Raw genomic sequence first — 17,404 nt, forward strand, 5'->3', positions numbered from 1 at the left:
ATGGGGGTATGAGCGCCCAGATTCTCGATGGCAAGGCCACCGCCGCCGCGATCAAGTCCGAACTCGCCGTCCGCGTGGAGGCACTGAAGGCCCGGGGCGTCACGCCCGGACTCGGCACCCTCCTGGTCGGTGACGACCCGGGAAGCCGCTGGTACGTCAACGGCAAGCACCGTGACTGCGCCCAGGTCGGCATCGCCTCCATCCAGAAGGAACTGCCGGACACCGCCACGCAGGAGGAGATCGAGGCCGTCGTACGGGAGCTGAACGAGGACCCGGCCTGCACCGGCTACATCGTCCAACTGCCGCTCCCCAAGGGCATCGACACCCACCGTGTCCTGGAGCTGATGGACCCGGCCAAGGACGCCGACGGCCTGCACCCGGTGAGCCTGGGCCGCCTCGTGCTGGGCATCGAAGGGCCGCTGCCCTGCACCCCGTACGGCATCATCCAGCTGCTGCGCCACCACGGCGTGGTGATCAACGGGGCGCACGTGGTCGTGGTCGGCCGCGGCATCACCGTCGGGCGCTCGATCCCGCTGCTGCTGACCCGCAAGTCGGAGAACGCCACCGTCACCCAGTGCCACACCGGCACCCGCGACCTGGCCGCGCAGCTCAAGCAGGCCGACATCGTCGTGGCCGCCGCGGGTGTGCCGCACATCATCAAGCCCGAGGACGTCAAGCCGGGCGCGGCCGTGCTGGACGTCGGTGTCAGCCGGGACGAGAACGGCAAGATCGTCGGCGATGTGCACCCCGGCGTCGCCGAGGTGGCCGGCTGGATCTCCCCGAACCCGGGCGGCGTCGGCCCGATGACCCGCGCCCAGCTGCTGGTCAACGTCGTCGAGGCAGCCGAGCGCGCCGCGGGCTGAGCCCGCACCTCCCGCAGCACCGGAACGGACACGGAAAGGGACAGCCACCCATGAGTGCCGAAGCGCACGCGGAAGGCGCCTCCGAGCCGCAGCGGACCTCGCGCCGCTTCCCGCGGATCACCACCGACACCGCGCGTCCGGAGGGCGGCGGCCGTACCGCTCCCGGCAGCGCCGCCCCGCCCGCCCGGCAGTGGCCGCTGCTGGCCGTCATGGGCGGCGTGGCCCTCGGGCTGTTCATCGTCGCCCTGGACGGCTTCCGGATCGGGACGCTCCTGATCGGACTGTCCCTGTTGGCCGGGGCGGTGCTGCGCCGGGTGCTGCCGAAGGTCGGCATGCTGGCCGTACGGTCCCGCTTCACGGACATGGCGACCTACGGCGGGCTGGGCCTGGCCATCGTCCTGCTGGCGCTGATGGCGCAGCCCAAGCCGTGGCTGAAGATCCCGTTCCTGGACGACCTGGTGCACTTCACGGTCTGGTGACCGGACCGGCCGGCCCGTACGGGAGGTAGGGGCTGGGGGCGCAAGAGGTACGGGCCGGGGCCGTGCGAGCGGTACGGGCCCGGGCCGTACGGGGGAGGGCCGCCGCGCTCCGGACCCTCCCCGCCCCGTTCGTACGGGGCCCTACGCAGCTCTTCCACGCCATTCGCGTGATGTGCGCCCGCGCGCGCCCTCAGGGGCGGCCGACGCGTCCCGCCGCCGAGTAACTTGGCGGCCGAGGCACATCGACGTGTCCGGGACGCCGCCGGCCTCGCCGCCCCAGTCGTAGCGCGAGAGGGACGCCCCGCCCCATGGCCAAGATCAAGGTTGCCCAGCCCGTCGTCGAACTCGACGGCGACGAGATGGCCCGCATCATCTGGTCCTCCATCAGGGACAAGCTGATCCTTCCCCACCTCGACATCGACTTGCTCCACTTCGACCTGGGCATCGAGCACCGCGACACCACCGGCGACCAGGTCACCGTCGACGCCGCCCACGCGATCGGACAGCACGGCGTGGGCGTCAAGTGCGCCACCATCACCCCGGACGAGGCACGGGTCGAGGAGTTCGGCCTGAAGGCGATGTACCGCTCGCCCGACGGCACCCTCCGCGACATCCTCGGCGGCGCGATCTTCCGCGAGCCGATCATCATGAAGAACGTGCCCCGGCCCGTACCGGGCTGGACCGAGCCGGTCGTCGTCGGCCGGCCCGCCTTCGGCGACCAGGACCGCGCCACCGACCTGAAGGTCCCTGGCCCCGGCACCCTCACCCTGACCTACACGCCCCGGGACGGCGGCGACCAGGTCGAGCTGGAGGTCCACGACTTCACGGGCCCCGGCGTCGCGCTCGCCATGTACCACCACGACGCGTCGGTCCGCGACTTCGCGCGCGCCTGCTTCCGCTACGCCCTGGCCCGCTCGTACCCGGTGTACCTGTCCACCAAGAACACCGTCCTCAAGAAGTACGACGGCCGGTTCAAGGACCTCTTCCAGGAGGTCTTCGACGCCGAGTTCAAGGCCGGCTTCGACGCCCGCGGCCTGGCCTACGAGCACCGGCTGATCGACGACATGGCCGCCGCGGCACTCAAGCGGCCGGGCGGCTACGTCTGGGCCTGCAAGAACCACGACGGGGACGTGCAGTCCGCCGTCGTGGCGCAGGGCTTCGGCTCGCTCGGCCTGATGACCTCGGTCCTGACGTCCGCCGACGGCCGGACCGTCGCGGCCGAGGCCGCGCATGGCACGGTGACCCGGCACTACCGCCACCACCAGCAGGGGAAGTCCACCTCCACCAACCCGATCGCCTCCGTCCACGCCTGGACCCGCGGCCTGGCCCACCGCGGCGACCTGGACGGCACCCCCGAAGTCACCCGGTTCGCCCGGACGCTGGAGCGGGTCTGCGTGGAGACGGTCGAGGGCGGCCGGATGACGAAGGACCTGGCGCGGCTCATCTCGGAGAACCAGCCGTACCTGACCACCGAAGAGTTCCTCGACGCGCTCGACATCGGGCTGCAGAAGAAGATGGCCGAGGCCTGAAGCGGCCCGGGCGGGCGCGGCGGGTGAGATCGCGCCCGCCGTGGCCGGAAGCCTGCGGCGCCGTACGGCAACGTCCCGAAGATGTCCCGCGATCGCCGCCGGACGGCAGGCTCCGCCCGCCAACGCGGCCGCCACGTCCCCTTTTTGTCCCGCTCCCGGTCCCGCCTTCCCGGCCCGCCCGGCGCGGGAGAGCAGAAGTGTACGGGCGCGCACGCCCGCATGTCCGTCGCCCGAACGCTCCCGTGCGCCCCGGAGATGGGAACTGGCATCCTGGCTCTGAGCATCTCTTTGGGTAACCACCGGGGCGGGCTGCGGGGGTCGCGCCCCGGCGAAGGAGCGGAACGCAAGAACTCGACAGGCGCAACCAGGCGCATACGGGGGGTTAGGGGGAGGCAATGCCTCGCTGGAGGGCGCTACCGGAAGAACTCGATCCGCAGGTCAAGGAGTTCGCCAGTCAGCTGCGCAGACTCGTGGAGCGCAGCGGCCTGAGCGTCGCCGCCGTCGCGGACCGGACCGGTTACAGCAAGACCTCGTGGGAGCGCTACCTCAACGGGCGGCTGCTGCCGCCGCAGCGCGCCGTGATCGCGCTGGCCGAGGCGACCGGTACGCACACCGGACACCTCACCACGATGTGGGAGCTGGCCGAACGCGCCTGGAGCCGATCGGAGATGCGGCACGACGTCACCATGGAGGCGATCCGGGTGGCCCAGGCGCGGGCCGCGCTCGGGGAGTTCGGCCCGGCGCCGGGCAAGGCGAAGTCCCGCACCAAGGAGAAGCCCAAGGAGAAGCCCAGGGAAAAGGGCAGGGGGGAAGCCGGCGAGCGGGAGGAGAAGGGGGGCGGGGGAGACCGGAAGGACCGGGGGGACCGGAAGGACCGGACCGAGGGGCCGGACGGCCCCGCACAGGCCGCCGCCCCCGCGCCCGCGGCTCCGCAGCGCGGTGACGACCTGCCGTCCGCCGCGGACTTCCCCGGCCTCGCCGCGCCGCCGGCGGCCCCGGCACCACCGCCCACGTCACCGGACACCACGCCGCTGAAACCCGCCGCCGGTGACCGGGGCGGCGACGCCGGCCGGCCGGGCAAGGCGTCCTGGCCCCGCCTGGCGGGCTACCCGGACGCCGCGCCCGCGGTCCCGCCGCCCCGTTACGAGGCGCCCGCGTACGACGTGCCGCGGCAGGACGCCGGCAACCGCGCGGCGGGCTCCGGCGCGGCACACCCCCCGGAGCGGCCCGTACCGCCCGCGGGACCGGACGACACCGACCGGCAGCTCCGCCGCCGTCGCGTCACGATGTTCCTGGCGGGCGTCGTCGGCGCGCTGTTGGTGATCGCCGCCGCGGTGCTGCTGCTCGGCATCGGCGGCAAGGACGGGAAGCAGGCGGCGCCCGTGCCGTCGGCGTCCCCGAGCAAGAAGCCGGTGCTGCCGGCGGGGGTGAAGTGCTCCGGGGCCGACTGCGCGGGCAAGGACCCCGAGGCGATGGGGTGCGGCGGCCGGAACGCCTCCAGCCCGTCCCGGGGGTTCGCCGGGAGCGCCCTGATAGAGGTGCGCTACAGCAAGGTGTGCGGGGCCGCTTGGGCCCGGGTCACCGGGGCCGCGCCGGGTGACGAGGCGTCGATCAGTTCGGGGGGCCGCACCGAGAAGGCGGCCGCCGGGCAGGACGGTGACGCGTACACCGCGATGGTGCCGGTGCCCGGGGACCCGGCGAAGGTCGCCGCGTGTGGGACGACCGCGGCGGGCGTGAAGGGCTGCGCGAAGCCGGTACCGGCCGGCTCGGGACGGAACGCCGGGTGAGGTGATCCGGGCGGCCGTACGGTGCCGCCGACCGCCGGAGCAACCCGGACGTACGCCGCATACCGGCCGTTGCGGGACGGTCGTACGGCAAGGGAACCGCCCACGCGGCAGGAGGATTGCCCGCGCGGACCCGGGGCAGGGGCATGGATGACCCCCCACGGGTGCGGCACCACCGGCGGCCGTCCGCGCTCCCCCCTCCTTGAGCGGGCGGCCGCCCGCCGCGCACCCGCGGGGGCCCGCCGGAGCGTCGTGGGCGGGCCGGTGAGGCGTTCCACACCGGCCCGGGGGCCGTGCGGTGCGGCGGTCCGATAGCCTGACGGCCGGGTCTCTCGACACCAAGAGATCTCGGTAAATGGGCAGGGGTTCCCACCGCCACCTACGCGGTACGGGGGCTCGCCCCCAGAAAACAGCGCGCAGGAGATCGCCATGACCCGCACTCCCGTCAATGTCACCGTCACCGGCGCGGCCGGCCAGATCGGTTACGCACTCCTCTTCCGCATCGCCTCCGGTCATCTGCTCGGCGCGGACGTGCCGGTCAAGCTGCGCCTCCTGGAGATCCCCCAGGGGCTGAAGGCCGCCGAGGGCACCGCCATGGAGCTCGACGACTGCGCCTTCCCGCTGCTGCGCGGCATCGACATCTCCGACGACCCGAACGTGGCCTTCGAGGGCGCGAACGTGGCCCTGCTCGTCGGCGCCCGCCCCCGTACCAAGGGCATGGAGCGCGGCGACCTGCTGGAGGCCAACGGCGGCATCTTCAAGCCGCAGGGCAAGGCCATCAACGACCACGCCGCGGACGACATCAAGGTCCTGGTCGTCGGCAACCCCGCCAACACCAACGCCCTGATCGCCCAGGCCGCCGCCCCGGACGTACCGGCCGAGCGCTTCACCGCGATGACCCGCCTGGACCACAACCGCGCCATCTCGCAGCTCGCGCAGAAGACCGGCGCGCAGGTCTCGGACATCAAGAAGCTGACGATCTGGGGCAACCACTCCGCGACCCAGTACCCGGACATCTTCCACGCCGAGGTCGCCGGCAAGAACGCCGCCGAGGCCGTGGGCGACCAGGCGTGGCTGGCCGACACCTTCATCCCGACCGTCGCCAAGCGCGGCGCCGCGATCATCGAGGCCCGGGGCGCCTCCTCGGCCGCCTCCGCCGCCAACGCCGCCATCGACCACGTGCACACCTGGGTCAACGGCACCGCGGACGGCGACTGGACCTCCATGGGCATCCCCTCGGACGGTTCCTACGGCGTCCCGGAGGGCCTGATCTCCTCCTTCCCGGTCACCACCAAGGACGGCTCGTACGAGATCGTCCAGGGCCTGGAGATCAACGACTTCTCGCGCGAGCGCATCGACGCGTCCGTCCAGGAGCTGGCGGAGGAGCGCGAGGCCGTGCGCGGTCTCGGTCTCCTCTGACGCCCGGGAGGAAGCGCGCCCGCTGACGCGCCCCGCACAGCCGGAGCCCGTACGGAATCCCTGGAATCCGTACGGGCTCCGTCGTTGTGTCACACCTTGGTGTGATCTTCCGGGCGTGCGCCTGACACAGCTCACCTGCTTCATCTATGCTGCGGCGTTCACGACACGCAACCCGCCCGTCACCATGGGCGGTTGGCGCCCGGGGGGAATCAGGTGACTCATCCGTACGTGCCGCCGCAGCCCGGACCGGCCGGCGGCCCGCACACCGCGCATCCGCAGCCGTCGGCCGCGCCCAGTGCCAGTGAGGCCACCCGGCTGCTGTGTGCCGGCACCTACCTCGACCCGGCGTACCGCGACACGGTCATCGACGAGCTGTACGTCCACGAAGAGCGCCTCGCGGCCCCGTCACCGGGCTTCGACGCGGCACGCGTGCTGGCCCACGCGCTGCGCGCCCGCCGCATCGAACTGGCCTGGGCCGCCGCCGTACTGCTCCTGTGGACCGTCTCCGTCCCGCTCTCCTCCGGGCTGACCCTGCTGTACCTGCTGCCGGTCGTGCTGCTCTCGCTGGCCCCCTTCGTACGGGGCCGCGCCGCGCACCCGCCCTGGTACCGGCGGTTCGCGGGCTGGCTGCTGCGCTGGTACGGGCGGTTCACCGTGCTGCTCGTGGCCGTGGTGCTGCTGGCGATGGTGTTCGGGGGCGACGGCTCCGGCGGGTCGACGGGGACGTCGTACGACTTCTCCGGCAGCTCCTCCGGCCTGTCGGACAACCCGCTGCTGCTGTTCCTGCCCACCGACCTGTTCGGGCAGAACATGGCCGCGGCCCGGTCGCTGCACGCCTGGATCGCGCTCGCGCTCCCCTTCGTCCTGGCCTGGGCCGTCGGCGCGCAGCACGGCCAGGTCGCCAAGGTGCTGACCACCGACCTGGCCCGGGACCGCTTCCCGGACGCGGCGGGCGACCCCGCCGAGCGGGCCGAGGGCGGGCGTTTCCAGCGGCTGCGCCACCGCATCCGTACCGAGCAGCACGGCCCGCTGGTCATGTACCGCGCGGCCGACCCGTTCTGCGGCGCGGGCACCCCGTACGAGACCTGGTCGCTGTCGGTGGAGCTGCGGCCCCGCAAGGACGCGGCGCCGGTCACGGCCGAGGGTGACGGCGGCGGGCCGCTGCCGCTGGACAACGACACGATCCTCCAGCGGATCATCCCCCTGGTCGCGGCGCTCCGCGAGCCCTCCGCGCACGGTTCGCCGCAGGCCGCCGCCGCGGTGCGGGACCGGCTGCGCGGGCTGGAGATCGACGAGTGCGTCTTCCTGCCGGTGGCCGGGCTGCCGTCGCGGGCCGCCGCCCCGTACGGCCCCGACGGCTTCGCCGCGCACCGGGCCCGCGCGGTCGAGGAGGGCGGCGAGACCCGGCGGCACTTCCTGCGCGTACGGGTCGGCGGCTGGGGCGAGGGCATCGTCACCACGGTCTTCGTACGGGTGCACACGCAGGGCGGGATGCTCATGCTGGAGGTCGCGCCGCACGTGCTGTGGCCGGTGCGCGCGCTGTACCGCGAAGCCGACCGGATCGCGCACCGCTACCGCCACAACAACCCGTTCGGCAAGGCGGTGTGGGCGCTCGCGCAGACACCGCGCTCCGCCGGGCGCGCGGTGACCAGCCTGTGGCGCGGCTTCGTGTCCGCCTGGAGCCTGCTCACCGGCGGGCACGGCGGCGCGCTGCCCGACGGCCCGGCGCTCTCGGTCCGCGAACTGGGCTCCGACGGGGACGCCTCGCTCTTCCAGGAGATGGACGTCACCCGCTACCTGAAGAGCATCCAGGACCGGGTGGCGAGCGGGGTGCGCAGCGCGCTGTACGAAGCGGGCTGGCAGACCGACGAGTTCGAGCAGCGCGTCGTCAACGTCACCGACGGCGGGGTGTTCATCGAGTCGGCGCAGGGTGCCATCGGCATCGGCGACCACAACACGATCAGCAGCGGCGGCGGGCTGGGCGGTGCGGCGGGAGCGGCGGCCTCCGGCCCGGCCGGCAAGGCCGCGAAGCCCGCCAGGGCCGCCGACACGGCCCGGTGACCGGCCGGTACGGACCCGCCGGGGCCGGGGCACAATCGTGACCACGGCCGGCGCGCACGGCACCACAGCGGACGAACGGGGAGGCAGACATGGCAACGGCTGACGAACGTGACCACGGCATCCACATCGGCGAGGTGCACGGCGCCTTCGCCATCGGCGACCACAACACGGTCACCCACCACGAGAACACCGCGGGCCGCCCCGGCCCCGACCCCGCGCACGAGGAACTGCTCACCGCGGTACGGCAGTTGCGCGAAGACCTGGCCAGGGTCATCGGCACACCGCAGGTCACGCTGCTGACCGCCGAACTGGCCGACGCCCAGGAAGAGATCGAGACCACCGGCCGCACCGCGCCCGGCCGGCTGGACCGGCTGCGCACGGCACTGGCGGACGCGGGCGCGGTGACCGGCATGCTGGCGTCCGGCGCCGCCGTGGGTCAGGCCGTGGCCGCGCTGCTGGGAGGCTGAGCATGAGCGAGCAGCAGGGGGGCGGCGCGGGCGGGGCGCGCTGGAACGACGAGGAGCAGCGCTGGGACACCGGCGGTCCGGCCCCCGCGCCGTACACGAGCCCGCCGCCGTCCAGGCCCGGCTTCGTCCCCGGGCCCGCGCCGTCGCAGGGCGCGGACTTCTTCACCGAGGCCACGGCCGACGGGACGCGCCTGCCGGCCTACCCGCCGCCCGGCCCGCCCGGCCACGACCCGGCGGCGGCCCCCGGCACCGGGCTGTCCGCCGCCCGCCCGCGCTCCTGGCCGACACCGCTCGTCGTCGGCGCGGCGGTCGCCGTGGTCGCCGTGGGGTTCGGCGGCGGGTGGCTGCTGTGGGGCGGCGACGGCACCTCGGTGCGTTCCGGTCCCGGGGCGGCGGTCTCGTCACCGGGCTCGCACCGGGCGACCGCCCCGGCCGACGTGCCGACCGGCCCCGCCTCGGACGACCCGGCGACCGGCAGCCCGTCCGGTTCGCCCTCGGGCGCGGTCCCGTCCGGCTACCGCCTGGCGCGGGACAGCGCGGGCTTCTCCATCGCCGTACCGCGGAACTGGCAGCGCACCCAGCGCACGGACGGCATCTTCTACACCGCCCCCGACGAGCGGTACCTCCTCCAGATCTTCGAGATCACCGAGCCCGACATCACCCCGTACGAGGCCCTGAAGGCCACCTCCGACAGCCTCGCCGACAAGCCCGGCTACGTGGAGATGAGCCTCGGCCCCGCCCAGGACATCGGCCTCGGCTCGGGCACCACCGAACTCGTCTACGCCTACGACAGCGAGAAGCTCGGCGTCCGCGCCCGCGTCACCGACCGCGCCTTCACCGTCCCCGACGGCCGCCAGTTCGCCGTCCTGGTCCTCGGCCCCGACGCCGACTGGCCGGCCCAGAGCCGTGTCCAGCAGACGGCGCTGAAGTTCTTCGACCCCGACCCGTCCTGACAGCGAAGAGGCCTGCGAGCAGGCCCGGGGTCACGGCGCTCCCCCGGCCGGGCGGGGTGGCGGGAAGGGCCGTACGGCCCGGTCGTACGGCGGTCCCTGCCTTCCGGACACGGGCCCATAAGGACTGACCAGTGACCCGGATCGGCCCCGGCAAACCTGCGTCCCGGGGGCCGAAAGAGTGAGTCGGGTCACTTTCCTCGAACGTTTCGGCATAGGTAAAGGGGTTCCGGGGAGGGGTCCTCGTTGCTGGTGTGAACCAGTGGCAACAAACCGGAAGTCGAAAGGCAGATCAGACGTGTCGGCAAGCGAGACGATTCACGTAGACGGGGTGTGGCGCCCCGCCGTATCCGGCGCCACGCGGGAGATTCTGGACCCCGCCGATGCGAAGACGCTCGAAGTCGTCGCCGAAGGTGGCGCCGAGGACGCCGACGCGGCGGTCGAGGCCGCTCGCCGGGCCTTCGACGGCGGGGCGGGCCAGTGGCCCCGTACGCTCGTCGCGGAGCGGGCCGCGCTGCTGCGGCGGGTCGCCGACCTGCTCCAGCGGGACCGCGAGGAGATCGCCCTCATAGAGAGCCGGGACACCGGCAAGACCCTCGAAGAGGGCCGGGTGGACGTCGACGACGTCACCAACGCCTTCCGGTACTTCGCCGACCTGGTGATCAACGAGAGCGGCGGGCGGGTCGTGGACGCCGGCAGCCCGGACGTGCACAGCGTCGTCGTGCACGAGCCGGTCGGCGTCTGCGCGATGATCACGCCCTGGAACTACCCGCTGCTCCAGGCCAGCTGGAAGATCGCTCCGGCGCTCGCGGCGGGCAACACCTTCGTCATCAAGCCGAGTGAGGTCACCCCGCTCTCGACCGTGCACCTGATCAAGCTGCTGGTCGAGGCCGGACTGCCGGCCGGGGTGGCCAACATCGTCACCGGCGCGGGCGTGCCGGTCGGCCAGCGGCTGGCCGAGCACCCGGACGTCGACCTGTTCTCCTTCACCGGTGGCCTGGCCAGCGGTACGAAGGCCGGTTCGGCGGCGGTCGCGGGTGCGAAGAAGATCGCGCTGGAGCTGGGCGGCAAGAACCCGAATGTCGTATTTGCCGACTCCTGTGCCACCGACGAGGGTTTCGACACCGCCGTGGACCAGGCGCTGAACGCCGCGTTCGCGCACAGCGGCCAGGTCTGCTCGGCCGGTGCCCGTCTGATCATCGAGGAGTCGGTGCGGGACCGTTTCGTCGCCGAACTGGCCCGCCGCGCCGAGAAGATCAAGCTGGGCCGGGGTACCGCCGAGGGCGTCGAGTGCGGCCCGCTCGTCTCGCAGCAGCAGCTGGAGAAGGTGGAGGCGTACGTGGCCTCCGCCCTTCAGGAGGGCGCTCAGCTGCGGTGCGGCGGACGCCGCCCCGAGCCCAGCGATGTCCGCCCGGCCACCGGTTACTTCTACAGCCCGACCGTCCTGGACGGCTGCCACCGCGACATGAAGGTGATCCGCGAGGAGACCTTCGGGCCGATCCTGACCGTGGAGACGTTCACGACCGAGGACGAGGCCGTCGCGCTGGCCAACGACACCGAGTACGGCCTGGCCGGTGCCGTCTGGTCGGCCGACACCGCCCGCGCGCGGCGGGTCGCCGCCCGCCTGCGGCACGGCACGATCTGGATCAACGATTACCACCCGTACCTCCCGCAGGCCGAGTGGGGCGGCTTCGGCAAGTCCGGCATCGGCCGGGAACTGGGCCCCGCGGGTCTGGACGAGTACCGCGAGAGCAAGCACGTTTACGAGAACCTCCGGCCGGAACCGGTCCGCTGGTTCGCGGGCTGAGGGCCCGTCTGTTCACAGCACCACGCACGCACGAACTTTGCAGAAGGAGCACCACCTCATGCCCGTGTACGACTACGTGATCGTCGGCGGTGGCACCGCCGGCTCGGTGATCGCCTCCCGGCTCACCGAGGACCCGAACGTGAGTGTCGCCGTCATCGAAGGCGGTCCCTCCGACATCGACCGCGAGGACGTGCTGACGCTGCGCAAGTGGCTCGGCCTGCTCGGCGGCGAGCTGGACTACGAGTACACCACCGTCGAACAGCCCCGCGGCAACTCGAACATCCTGCACAGCCGCGCCAAGGTGCTGGGCGGCTGCTCGTCGCACAACACCCTGATCTCCTTCAAGCCGCTGCCGTCCGACTGGGATGAGTGGGAGGCGGCGGGCGCCACCGGCTGGGGCGCCAAGGACATGGACCCGTACTTCGGCAAGCTGCGCAACAACATCGTGCGGGTGGCGAAGAAGGACCAGAACCAGATCGCCACCGACTGGATCGAGGCCACCAAGAGCGCGCTGGGCGTGCCCGAGGTCGTCGGCTTCAACGACCAGCCGTTCGAGGAGGGCGTCGGGTTCTTCGACCTGTCGTACCACCCGGAGAACAACAAGCGTTCCTCCGCCTCGGTCGCGTACCTGCATCCGCACATGGAGGCCGGCGACCGCCCCAACCTCACGCTGATGCTGGAGACCTGGGCGACGAAGCTGGAGCTGGACGGCACCACCGCCAAGGGCGTGCACGTCCGCACCAAGGACGGCGAGGAGGTCTACGTCGAGGCCGCCCGCGAGGTGCTGGTGTGCGCCGGCGCGGTGGACACGCCGCGTCTGCTGATGCACTCGGGCATCGGCCCGAAGAAGGACCTGGAGGCGCTGGGCATCGACTGCAAGGCCGATCTGCCGGGCGTCGGCGAGAACCTGATCGACCACCCGGAGTCGGTGATCGTCTGGGAGACGGACGGGCCGATCCCGGGGAACTCCGCGATGGACTCCGACGCGGGCCTGTTCGTGAAGCGGGACCCGGACCACAAGGGACCGGACCTGATGTTCCACTTCTACCAGATCCCGTTCACCGACAATCCCGAGCGGCTGGGCTACGAGCGTCCCGAGCACGGCGTGTCGATGACGCCGAACATCCCCAAGTCGCGGTCGCGCGGGCGCCTCTACCTCACGTCCAAGGACCCCGAGGTCAAGCCCGCGCTCGACTTCAAGTACTTCATGGACGAGGACGACTACGACGGCAGGACCCTGGTGGACGGCATCAAGCTGGCCCGTAAGGTCGCCGAGGCCGAGCCGTTCAAGAAGTGGCTCAAGCGCGAGGTCTTCCCCGGCCCGGAGGTGACCGAGGACGAGGAGATCAGCGAGCTGGTCCGCAAGGCCGCGCACACGGTCTACCACCCGGCGGGAACCTGCAAGATGGGCGCCAAGGACGACAAGTACGCGGTCGTCGACCCCGAGCTGAAGATCCGCGGCCTGTCCAACATCCGGATCGCCGACGCGTCGGTCTTCCCGACGATGCCCGCCGTGAACCCGATGATCGGCGTGCTGATGGTGGGGGAGAAGGCAGCCGAGCTGCTGGTCGATTCCCCGGCCCAGGGAGGTGGTGCGTGATGGCCGCCGCCGCCCCCGAAGCCGGTATACCCCAGCCCCGCGAGGCCGCCGACAACCTGACGGCCGAGGATCCCCAGGACCCCCGGGACCCCCGGGATGTCGTGTTCTCCGTCCGCAACCTGTGGAAGGTCTTCGGCCCCAGGGCCGAGCGCGTCCCGGAGGACGCCGAGCTGACCGGTCTGTCCGCGCAGGAGCTGCGCGAGCGGACCGGCTGCACGGCCGCCGTGCGCGACGTCAGCTTCGACGTCCACAAGGGTGAGGTCTTCGTCGTCATGGGCCTGTCGGGCTCCGGCAAGTCCACCCTGGTGCGCTGTCTGACCCGGCTCATCGAGCCGACCAGCGGCGGCCTGGACATGGACGGCGAGGACGTGCGCGCCATGGACCGGACCAAGCTGCGCGAACTGCGCCGCCGCCGTGCCGCCATGGTCTTCCAGCACTTCGGCCTGCTGCCGCACCGCTCGGTGATCGACAACGTCGCGTACGGCCTGGAGATCCAGGGCATGCCGCGCGCCGAACGCCGCGAACGCGCCGCCGAGATGGTGGAGAAGGTCGGCCTCGCGGGGCTGGAGCACCGCCGTCCCGGACAGCTCTCCGGTGGCCAGCAGCAGCGCGTCGGGCTCGCCCGCGCGCTCGCCGTGGACCCCGAAGTCCTGCTGTTCGACGAGCCGTTCAGCGCGCTCGACCCGCTGATCCGGCGGGACATGCAGGAAGAGGTCGTCCGGCTGCACGAGGACGAGGGCCGCACCATGGTCTTCATCACCCACGACCTCGCCGAGGCGCTGCGCATCGGTGACCGGATCGCCCTGATGCGCGACGGAAAGATCGTTCAACTCGGCACGCCCGAGGAGATCGTGGGCTCTCCGGCCGACGAGTACGTCCGCGACTTCGTCCAGGACGTACCGCGCGAGCAGGTGCTGACCGTACGGCGCGCCATGCGTCCGGCCGAGGCCGGCGAGGCGGACACGGGGGCCGCGCTGGCGCCCGACACCCTGGTCGCCGACGCCATCGAGGCCGTCGCCCGCTCCGGCGGCGCGGCCCGCGTGATGGACGGCAAGCGCTGCCTGGGCATCGTGGACAGCACCTGCCTGCTGAACGTCGTCGCCAAGATCGACGCCGGCGAGGTGGCTGCCTGATGTCCGCGCACACCAGCACCGCCGACGCCGCCCTCGCGGCGGCCGGCTGGCCTCCGACGCGGCGGCCCGTGAGGGTCGCTCCCGCCCAGGTACGGACGCTCGATCCGCCGACCCGGAGCCGTACCCGAACCGGTACCCGGGCTGTCCCCGCACCCGGCTCCCTGGCGGACCGGCTCCGCGCCGCCGTACAGCGCCGCTGGCACGAGGCCCAGCGCGCCGCGGCGATGCAGATGCCGGCCGGCACGGTGAAGCGGGGGCGCGCATGACGGCCGCCACCCCCACCGCGAACACCGGTGCCGCGACCGATCAGCAGGGCGCTCTCCAAGCCGCCCTCCAGAGCCGCGGCCTCCGCAAGATCCTCATCCTCGCCGTCGCCGCCGCGGTCCTCGTACCGCTCGCCCACGCCAAGTGGTCCAGCGGCACCTGGCCGAGTGACCTGACCGTCGACCTGACCGGCCCGCTCGGCCGCACCAGCGACTGGATCATCGACAACCGCGACAGCCACCCGCTGTTCGTGTACTTCCTCGGCCACCTCAGCAACGCCGTCGTCATCTCCGTACGAGCCGTCTACCAGCTCCTGCTGCTGCTCGGCTGGACCGGCGTCACCGCGGGCGTCACCCTCGTCGCCTGGCGCGTCGCGGGCGTCCGCATCGCCGCGACCGCGCTGATCTCCTTCGCCGTCAGCGGTGTCCTGGACATGTGGCTGCCGACCATGCAGACCCTCGCCCTGATGATCGTGGCCGTCGTCGCCTCGGTCGTGGTGGGCGCGCTGCTGGGACTGGCGGGCGGACTCTCCGAGCGGCTGTTCAAGATCCTGCGGCCGGTGCTGGACACCATGCAGGTGCTGCCGGCCTTCGCGTACCTGCTGCCCGTCGTGCTGGTCTTCGGCATCGGCGTGCCCGCCGCGCTGCTGGCCACCGTCGTGTACGCGGCCCCGCCGATGGCCCGGCTGACCGCGCTCGGCCTGCGCGGCGCCGACCCCGGCGTCCTGGAGGCCGTCACCTCGCTCGGCGCAACCGGCCGGCAGCGGCTGCTGACCGCCCGCCTGCCGCTGGCCCGCAAGGAACTGCTGCTCGGCCTCAACCAGACGATCATGATGGCGCTGTCCATGGCCGTCATCGCCTCCATGATCGGCGCAGCCGGTCTCGGTGACCGCGTCTACCAGGCGCTCGCCTCGGTGGACGTCGGCGCCGCGCTCGCCGCCGCCGTACCGATCGTGCTGCTCGCCATCGTCATGGACCGCACGACCGCCGCGGCCGGTGAGCGGGTGGGCTCCGACGCGGCCGCCCGCGGCCCGAAGCTGCTGCGCGGCTGGTACGCCTGGGCCGGTGTCGCCGTCCTGACCGTGCTGGCCACCGTGGCCGGCCGGCTGGCCGGCTCGACGATCTGGCCCGCCGGCTGGACGGTCGCCATCGCCCGCCCGGTCAACGACTTCAAGGAGTGGATGGTCGACCACCTCTACTCCGGGGTCCCCGTCGTCGGCGGCACCGCCGACTGGGCCGCGCACTTCACCTCCTGGGTCCTGGACCCGCTGCGCGACGGCCTGACGGCGCTGCCCTGGTGGGGCGCACTGCTGATCGTCGCCGCGCTGGCCTGGCTGATCGGCACCTGGCGCACCGCGCTGACCGCGACCCTCGCGATGGCCGCCATCGGCGTCCTCGGCGTGTGGAAGCCGTCCATGAACACCCTCTCCCAGGTCCTCGCCGCCCTCGCGGTGACCCTGGTGCTGGGCTTCGGCATCGGCATCCTCGCCGCGGGCAGCAAGCGCCTGGAGGCGATCCTGCGCCCGGTGCTGGACGTCATGCAGACCATGCCGCAGTTCGTGTACCTGATCCCGGTGGTCGCGCTGTTCGCCGTGGGCCGCGCCCCGGCCGCTGCCGCCGCCGTCGTGTACGCGCTGCCCGCGGTCATCCGCATCACCACGCAGGGCCTGCGGCAGGTCGACCCGGCCGCGATGGAGTCCGCCCGCTCGCTGGGCGCCACCCGCTGGCAGATCCTGCGGCAGGTGCAGCTCCCGCTGGCCAGGCCCGCACTGCTGCTCGCCGTCAACCAGGGTGTCGTCCTCGTCCTCGCCGTCGTCATCATCGGCGGCTTGGTGGGCGGTGGCGCGCTCGGTTACGACGTGGTCACCGGCCTCGCCAAGGGCGACTTGGCGCTCGGCCTGGTCGCCGGTGTCGCCATCGTCTGCCTGGGCCTGATGCTCGACCGGGTCACCCAGCCGACGCAGCGCCGTACGGCGGGGAAGGGAGCCTGACCATGACCCGTACCCGTATGCGTACCCGTACGCGTGTCGCCGGTGCCGCGGCGCTGGCGGGGGCGACGCTGCTCGCCCTCTCCGGCTGCGGCAAGGCCGACATGACCAAGCAGGGCTCGCCCTTCCAGGCGCCCGGCGGCGCCAAGTCCGTGACCCTGTCCGTGCAGACCTGGGTCGGCGCGCAGGCCAACGTCGCGGTGGCCAAGTACCTGCTCGAACACGAGCTGGACTACCACGTCGACACGGTCCAGGTGGACGAGATCCCCGCCTGGGACGCGCTCAGCCAGGGCCGGGTGGACGCCATCCTGGAGGACTGGGGCCACCCGGAGCAGGAGCAGCGGTACGTCAAGGACAAGAAGACGATCACGGCGGGCGGCGGCAACGGCGTCACCGGCCACATCGGGTGGTGGGTCCCCAAGTACTGGGCCGACAAGCACCCGGACGTGACCGACTGGAAGAACCTCAACAAGTACGCCGACCAGCTGCGCACCTCCGAGAGCGGCAGCAAGGGCCAGCTGATGGACGGCTCGCCGTCCTACGTCACCAACGACAAGGCGCTGGTGAAGAACCTCAAGCTGGACTACGAGGTCGTCTTCGCGGGTTCCGAGGCGGCGCAGATCACCCAGATCCAGCAGTTCGCCAAGCAGAAGAAGCCGTTCCTGACGTACTGGTACGAGCCGCAGTGGCTGTTCAACCAGGTGCCGATGGTGGAGGTGAAACTCCCGAAGTACACCGACGCCTGCGCGGAGAAGGGCGCGAAGGACCCCGCGTCCATCGACTGCGCCTATCCGACGACACCGCTCCAGAAGTTCTTCAACACGGAATTCGCCGAGGGCGGCTCCGAGGCCGCGGCCTTCCTGAAGAACTTCAAGTGGACCAAGGAAAACCAGAACGAGGTCTCCGAGATGATCGCCGCCGACGGCCTGTCCGCCGACGAGGCGGGCAAGCGGTGGGTGGAGAAGCACCCGGAGGTCTGGAAGAAGTGGCTGCCGAAGAAGTAGCCGGGCGGCTGCCCGGGAAATAGCCACGGGCAACCGGCCGGGGGGGGGGGGGGGGGG

At 72.4% G+C, this 17,404-nt stretch carries 14 protein-coding genes; all 14 read left to right on the forward strand.

Features of this window, described 5'->3' with window-relative positions; genetic code table 11:
* Window positions 1–8: 8 nt before the first annotated feature.
* The 14 genes from ACZ4Z1_RS30395 to ACZ4Z1_RS30460 all read left to right on the forward strand — a co-directional run bounded on the left by ACZ4Z1_RS30395 (window position 9) and on the right by ACZ4Z1_RS30460 (window position 17,347).
* Window positions 9–863, forward strand: a complete 855-nt coding sequence (locus ACZ4Z1_RS30395) for a bifunctional methylenetetrahydrofolate dehydrogenase/methenyltetrahydrofolate cyclohydrolase (protein ID WP_468489852.1) — start codon at window positions 9–11, stop codon at window positions 861–863.
* A gap of 50 nt (window positions 864–913) precedes the next feature.
* Window positions 914–1,342: a DUF3017 domain-containing protein gene (locus tag ACZ4Z1_RS30400; protein WP_468489853.1), complete on the forward strand. Its 429-nt coding sequence runs from the start codon at window positions 914–916 to the stop codon at window positions 1,340–1,342.
* Window positions 1,343–1,650: 308 nt separating this feature from the next.
* Entirely contained in the window at window positions 1,651–2,871 is a 1,221-nt protein-coding gene (locus ACZ4Z1_RS30405) for an NADP-dependent isocitrate dehydrogenase (protein ID WP_468489854.1), read from the forward strand.
* Between the two features lie 395 nt (window positions 2,872–3,266).
* Entirely contained in the window at window positions 3,267–4,658 is a 1,392-nt protein-coding gene (locus ACZ4Z1_RS30410; protein WP_468489855.1) for a helix-turn-helix domain-containing protein, read from the forward strand.
* A 426-nt stretch (window positions 4,659–5,084) separates the two neighbouring features.
* The gene (locus ACZ4Z1_RS30415) at window positions 5,085–6,074 is read left to right on the forward strand and encodes a malate dehydrogenase (protein ID WP_468489856.1); all 990 of its coding nucleotides are present in this window, start codon (window positions 5,085–5,087) and stop codon (window positions 6,072–6,074) included.
* Window positions 6,075–6,287: 213 nt separating this feature from the next.
* Complete coding sequence (locus tag ACZ4Z1_RS30420; RefSeq protein WP_468489857.1) at window positions 6,288–8,135, forward strand: hypothetical protein; 1,848 nt, start codon at window positions 6,288–6,290, stop codon at window positions 8,133–8,135.
* Window positions 8,136–8,224: 89 nt separating this feature from the next.
* Window positions 8,225–8,602, forward strand: a complete 378-nt coding sequence (locus tag ACZ4Z1_RS30425) for a hypothetical protein (RefSeq protein ID WP_468489858.1) — start codon at window positions 8,225–8,227, stop codon at window positions 8,600–8,602.
* Window positions 8,603–8,604: 2 nt separating this feature from the next.
* Window positions 8,605–9,555, forward strand: a complete 951-nt coding sequence (locus ACZ4Z1_RS30430) for a hypothetical protein (protein ID WP_468489859.1) — start codon at window positions 8,605–8,607, stop codon at window positions 9,553–9,555.
* A gap of 295 nt (window positions 9,556–9,850) precedes the next feature.
* Entirely contained in the window at window positions 9,851–11,359 is a 1,509-nt protein-coding gene (locus tag ACZ4Z1_RS30435; RefSeq protein WP_468489860.1) for an aldehyde dehydrogenase family protein, read from the forward strand.
* Window positions 11,360–11,417: 58 nt separating this feature from the next.
* Window positions 11,418–12,959: a GMC family oxidoreductase gene (locus tag ACZ4Z1_RS30440; protein WP_468489861.1), complete on the forward strand. Its 1,542-nt coding sequence runs from the start codon at window positions 11,418–11,420 to the stop codon at window positions 12,957–12,959.
* A complete protein-coding gene (locus ACZ4Z1_RS30445; protein WP_468489862.1) occupies window positions 12,959–14,092 on the forward strand; it encodes a quaternary amine ABC transporter ATP-binding protein in 1,134 nt (377 codons plus the stop codon). The genes ACZ4Z1_RS30440 and ACZ4Z1_RS30445 overlap by 1 nt, the downstream gene beginning before the upstream one ends.
* Window positions 14,092–14,358, forward strand: coding sequence for a hypothetical protein (locus ACZ4Z1_RS30450; protein WP_468489863.1), 267 nt, complete (start codon window positions 14,092–14,094; stop codon window positions 14,356–14,358). Before ACZ4Z1_RS30445 ends, ACZ4Z1_RS30450 begins: the two co-directional genes overlap by 1 nt.
* Entirely contained in the window at window positions 14,355–16,346 is a 1,992-nt protein-coding gene (locus ACZ4Z1_RS30455) for an ABC transporter permease (RefSeq protein WP_468489864.1), read from the forward strand. Before ACZ4Z1_RS30450 ends, ACZ4Z1_RS30455 begins: the two co-directional genes overlap by 4 nt.
* Before the next feature lie 2 nt (window positions 16,347–16,348).
* Complete coding sequence (locus tag ACZ4Z1_RS30460) at window positions 16,349–17,347, forward strand: ABC transporter substrate-binding protein (protein WP_468489865.1); 999 nt, start codon at window positions 16,349–16,351, stop codon at window positions 17,345–17,347.
* Window positions 17,348–17,404: the final 57 nt, after the last annotated feature.

This window comes from Streptomyces sp. NPDC030165 (assembly GCF_055573595.1).

Excerpts from the sequence above, each read along its gene's own strand:
- ACZ4Z1_RS30425 (WP_468489858.1), top strand. The coding sequence starts at position 8,225 with ATGGCAACGGCTGACGAACGTGACCACGGCATCCACATCGGCGAGGTG.
- ACZ4Z1_RS30415 (WP_468489856.1), top strand. The coding sequence starts at position 5,085 with ATGACCCGCACTCCCGTCAATGTCACCGTCACCGGCGCGGCCGGCCAG.
- ACZ4Z1_RS30410 (WP_468489855.1), top strand. The coding sequence starts at position 3,267 with ATGCCTCGCTGGAGGGCGCTACCGGAAGAACTCGATCCGCAGGTCAAG.
- ACZ4Z1_RS30445 (WP_468489862.1), top strand. The coding sequence starts at position 12,959 with ATGGCCGCCGCCGCCCCCGAAGCCGGTATACCCCAGCCCCGCGAGGCC.
- ACZ4Z1_RS30400 (WP_468489853.1), top strand. The coding sequence starts at position 914 with ATGAGTGCCGAAGCGCACGCGGAAGGCGCCTCCGAGCCGCAGCGGACC.
- ACZ4Z1_RS30440 (WP_468489861.1), top strand. The coding sequence starts at position 11,418 with ATGCCCGTGTACGACTACGTGATCGTCGGCGGTGGCACCGCCGGCTCG.
- ACZ4Z1_RS30455 (WP_468489864.1), top strand. The coding sequence starts at position 14,355 with ATGACGGCCGCCACCCCCACCGCGAACACCGGTGCCGCGACCGATCAG.
- ACZ4Z1_RS30460 (WP_468489865.1), top strand. The coding sequence starts at position 16,349 with ATGACCCGTACCCGTATGCGTACCCGTACGCGTGTCGCCGGTGCCGCG.
- ACZ4Z1_RS30450 (WP_468489863.1), top strand. The coding sequence starts at position 14,092 with ATGTCCGCGCACACCAGCACCGCCGACGCCGCCCTCGCGGCGGCCGGC.
- ACZ4Z1_RS30430 (WP_468489859.1), top strand. The coding sequence starts at position 8,605 with ATGAGCGAGCAGCAGGGGGGCGGCGCGGGCGGGGCGCGCTGGAACGAC.
- ACZ4Z1_RS30395 (WP_468489852.1), top strand. The coding sequence starts at position 9 with ATGAGCGCCCAGATTCTCGATGGCAAGGCCACCGCCGCCGCGATCAAG.
- ACZ4Z1_RS30405 (WP_468489854.1), top strand. The coding sequence starts at position 1,651 with ATGGCCAAGATCAAGGTTGCCCAGCCCGTCGTCGAACTCGACGGCGAC.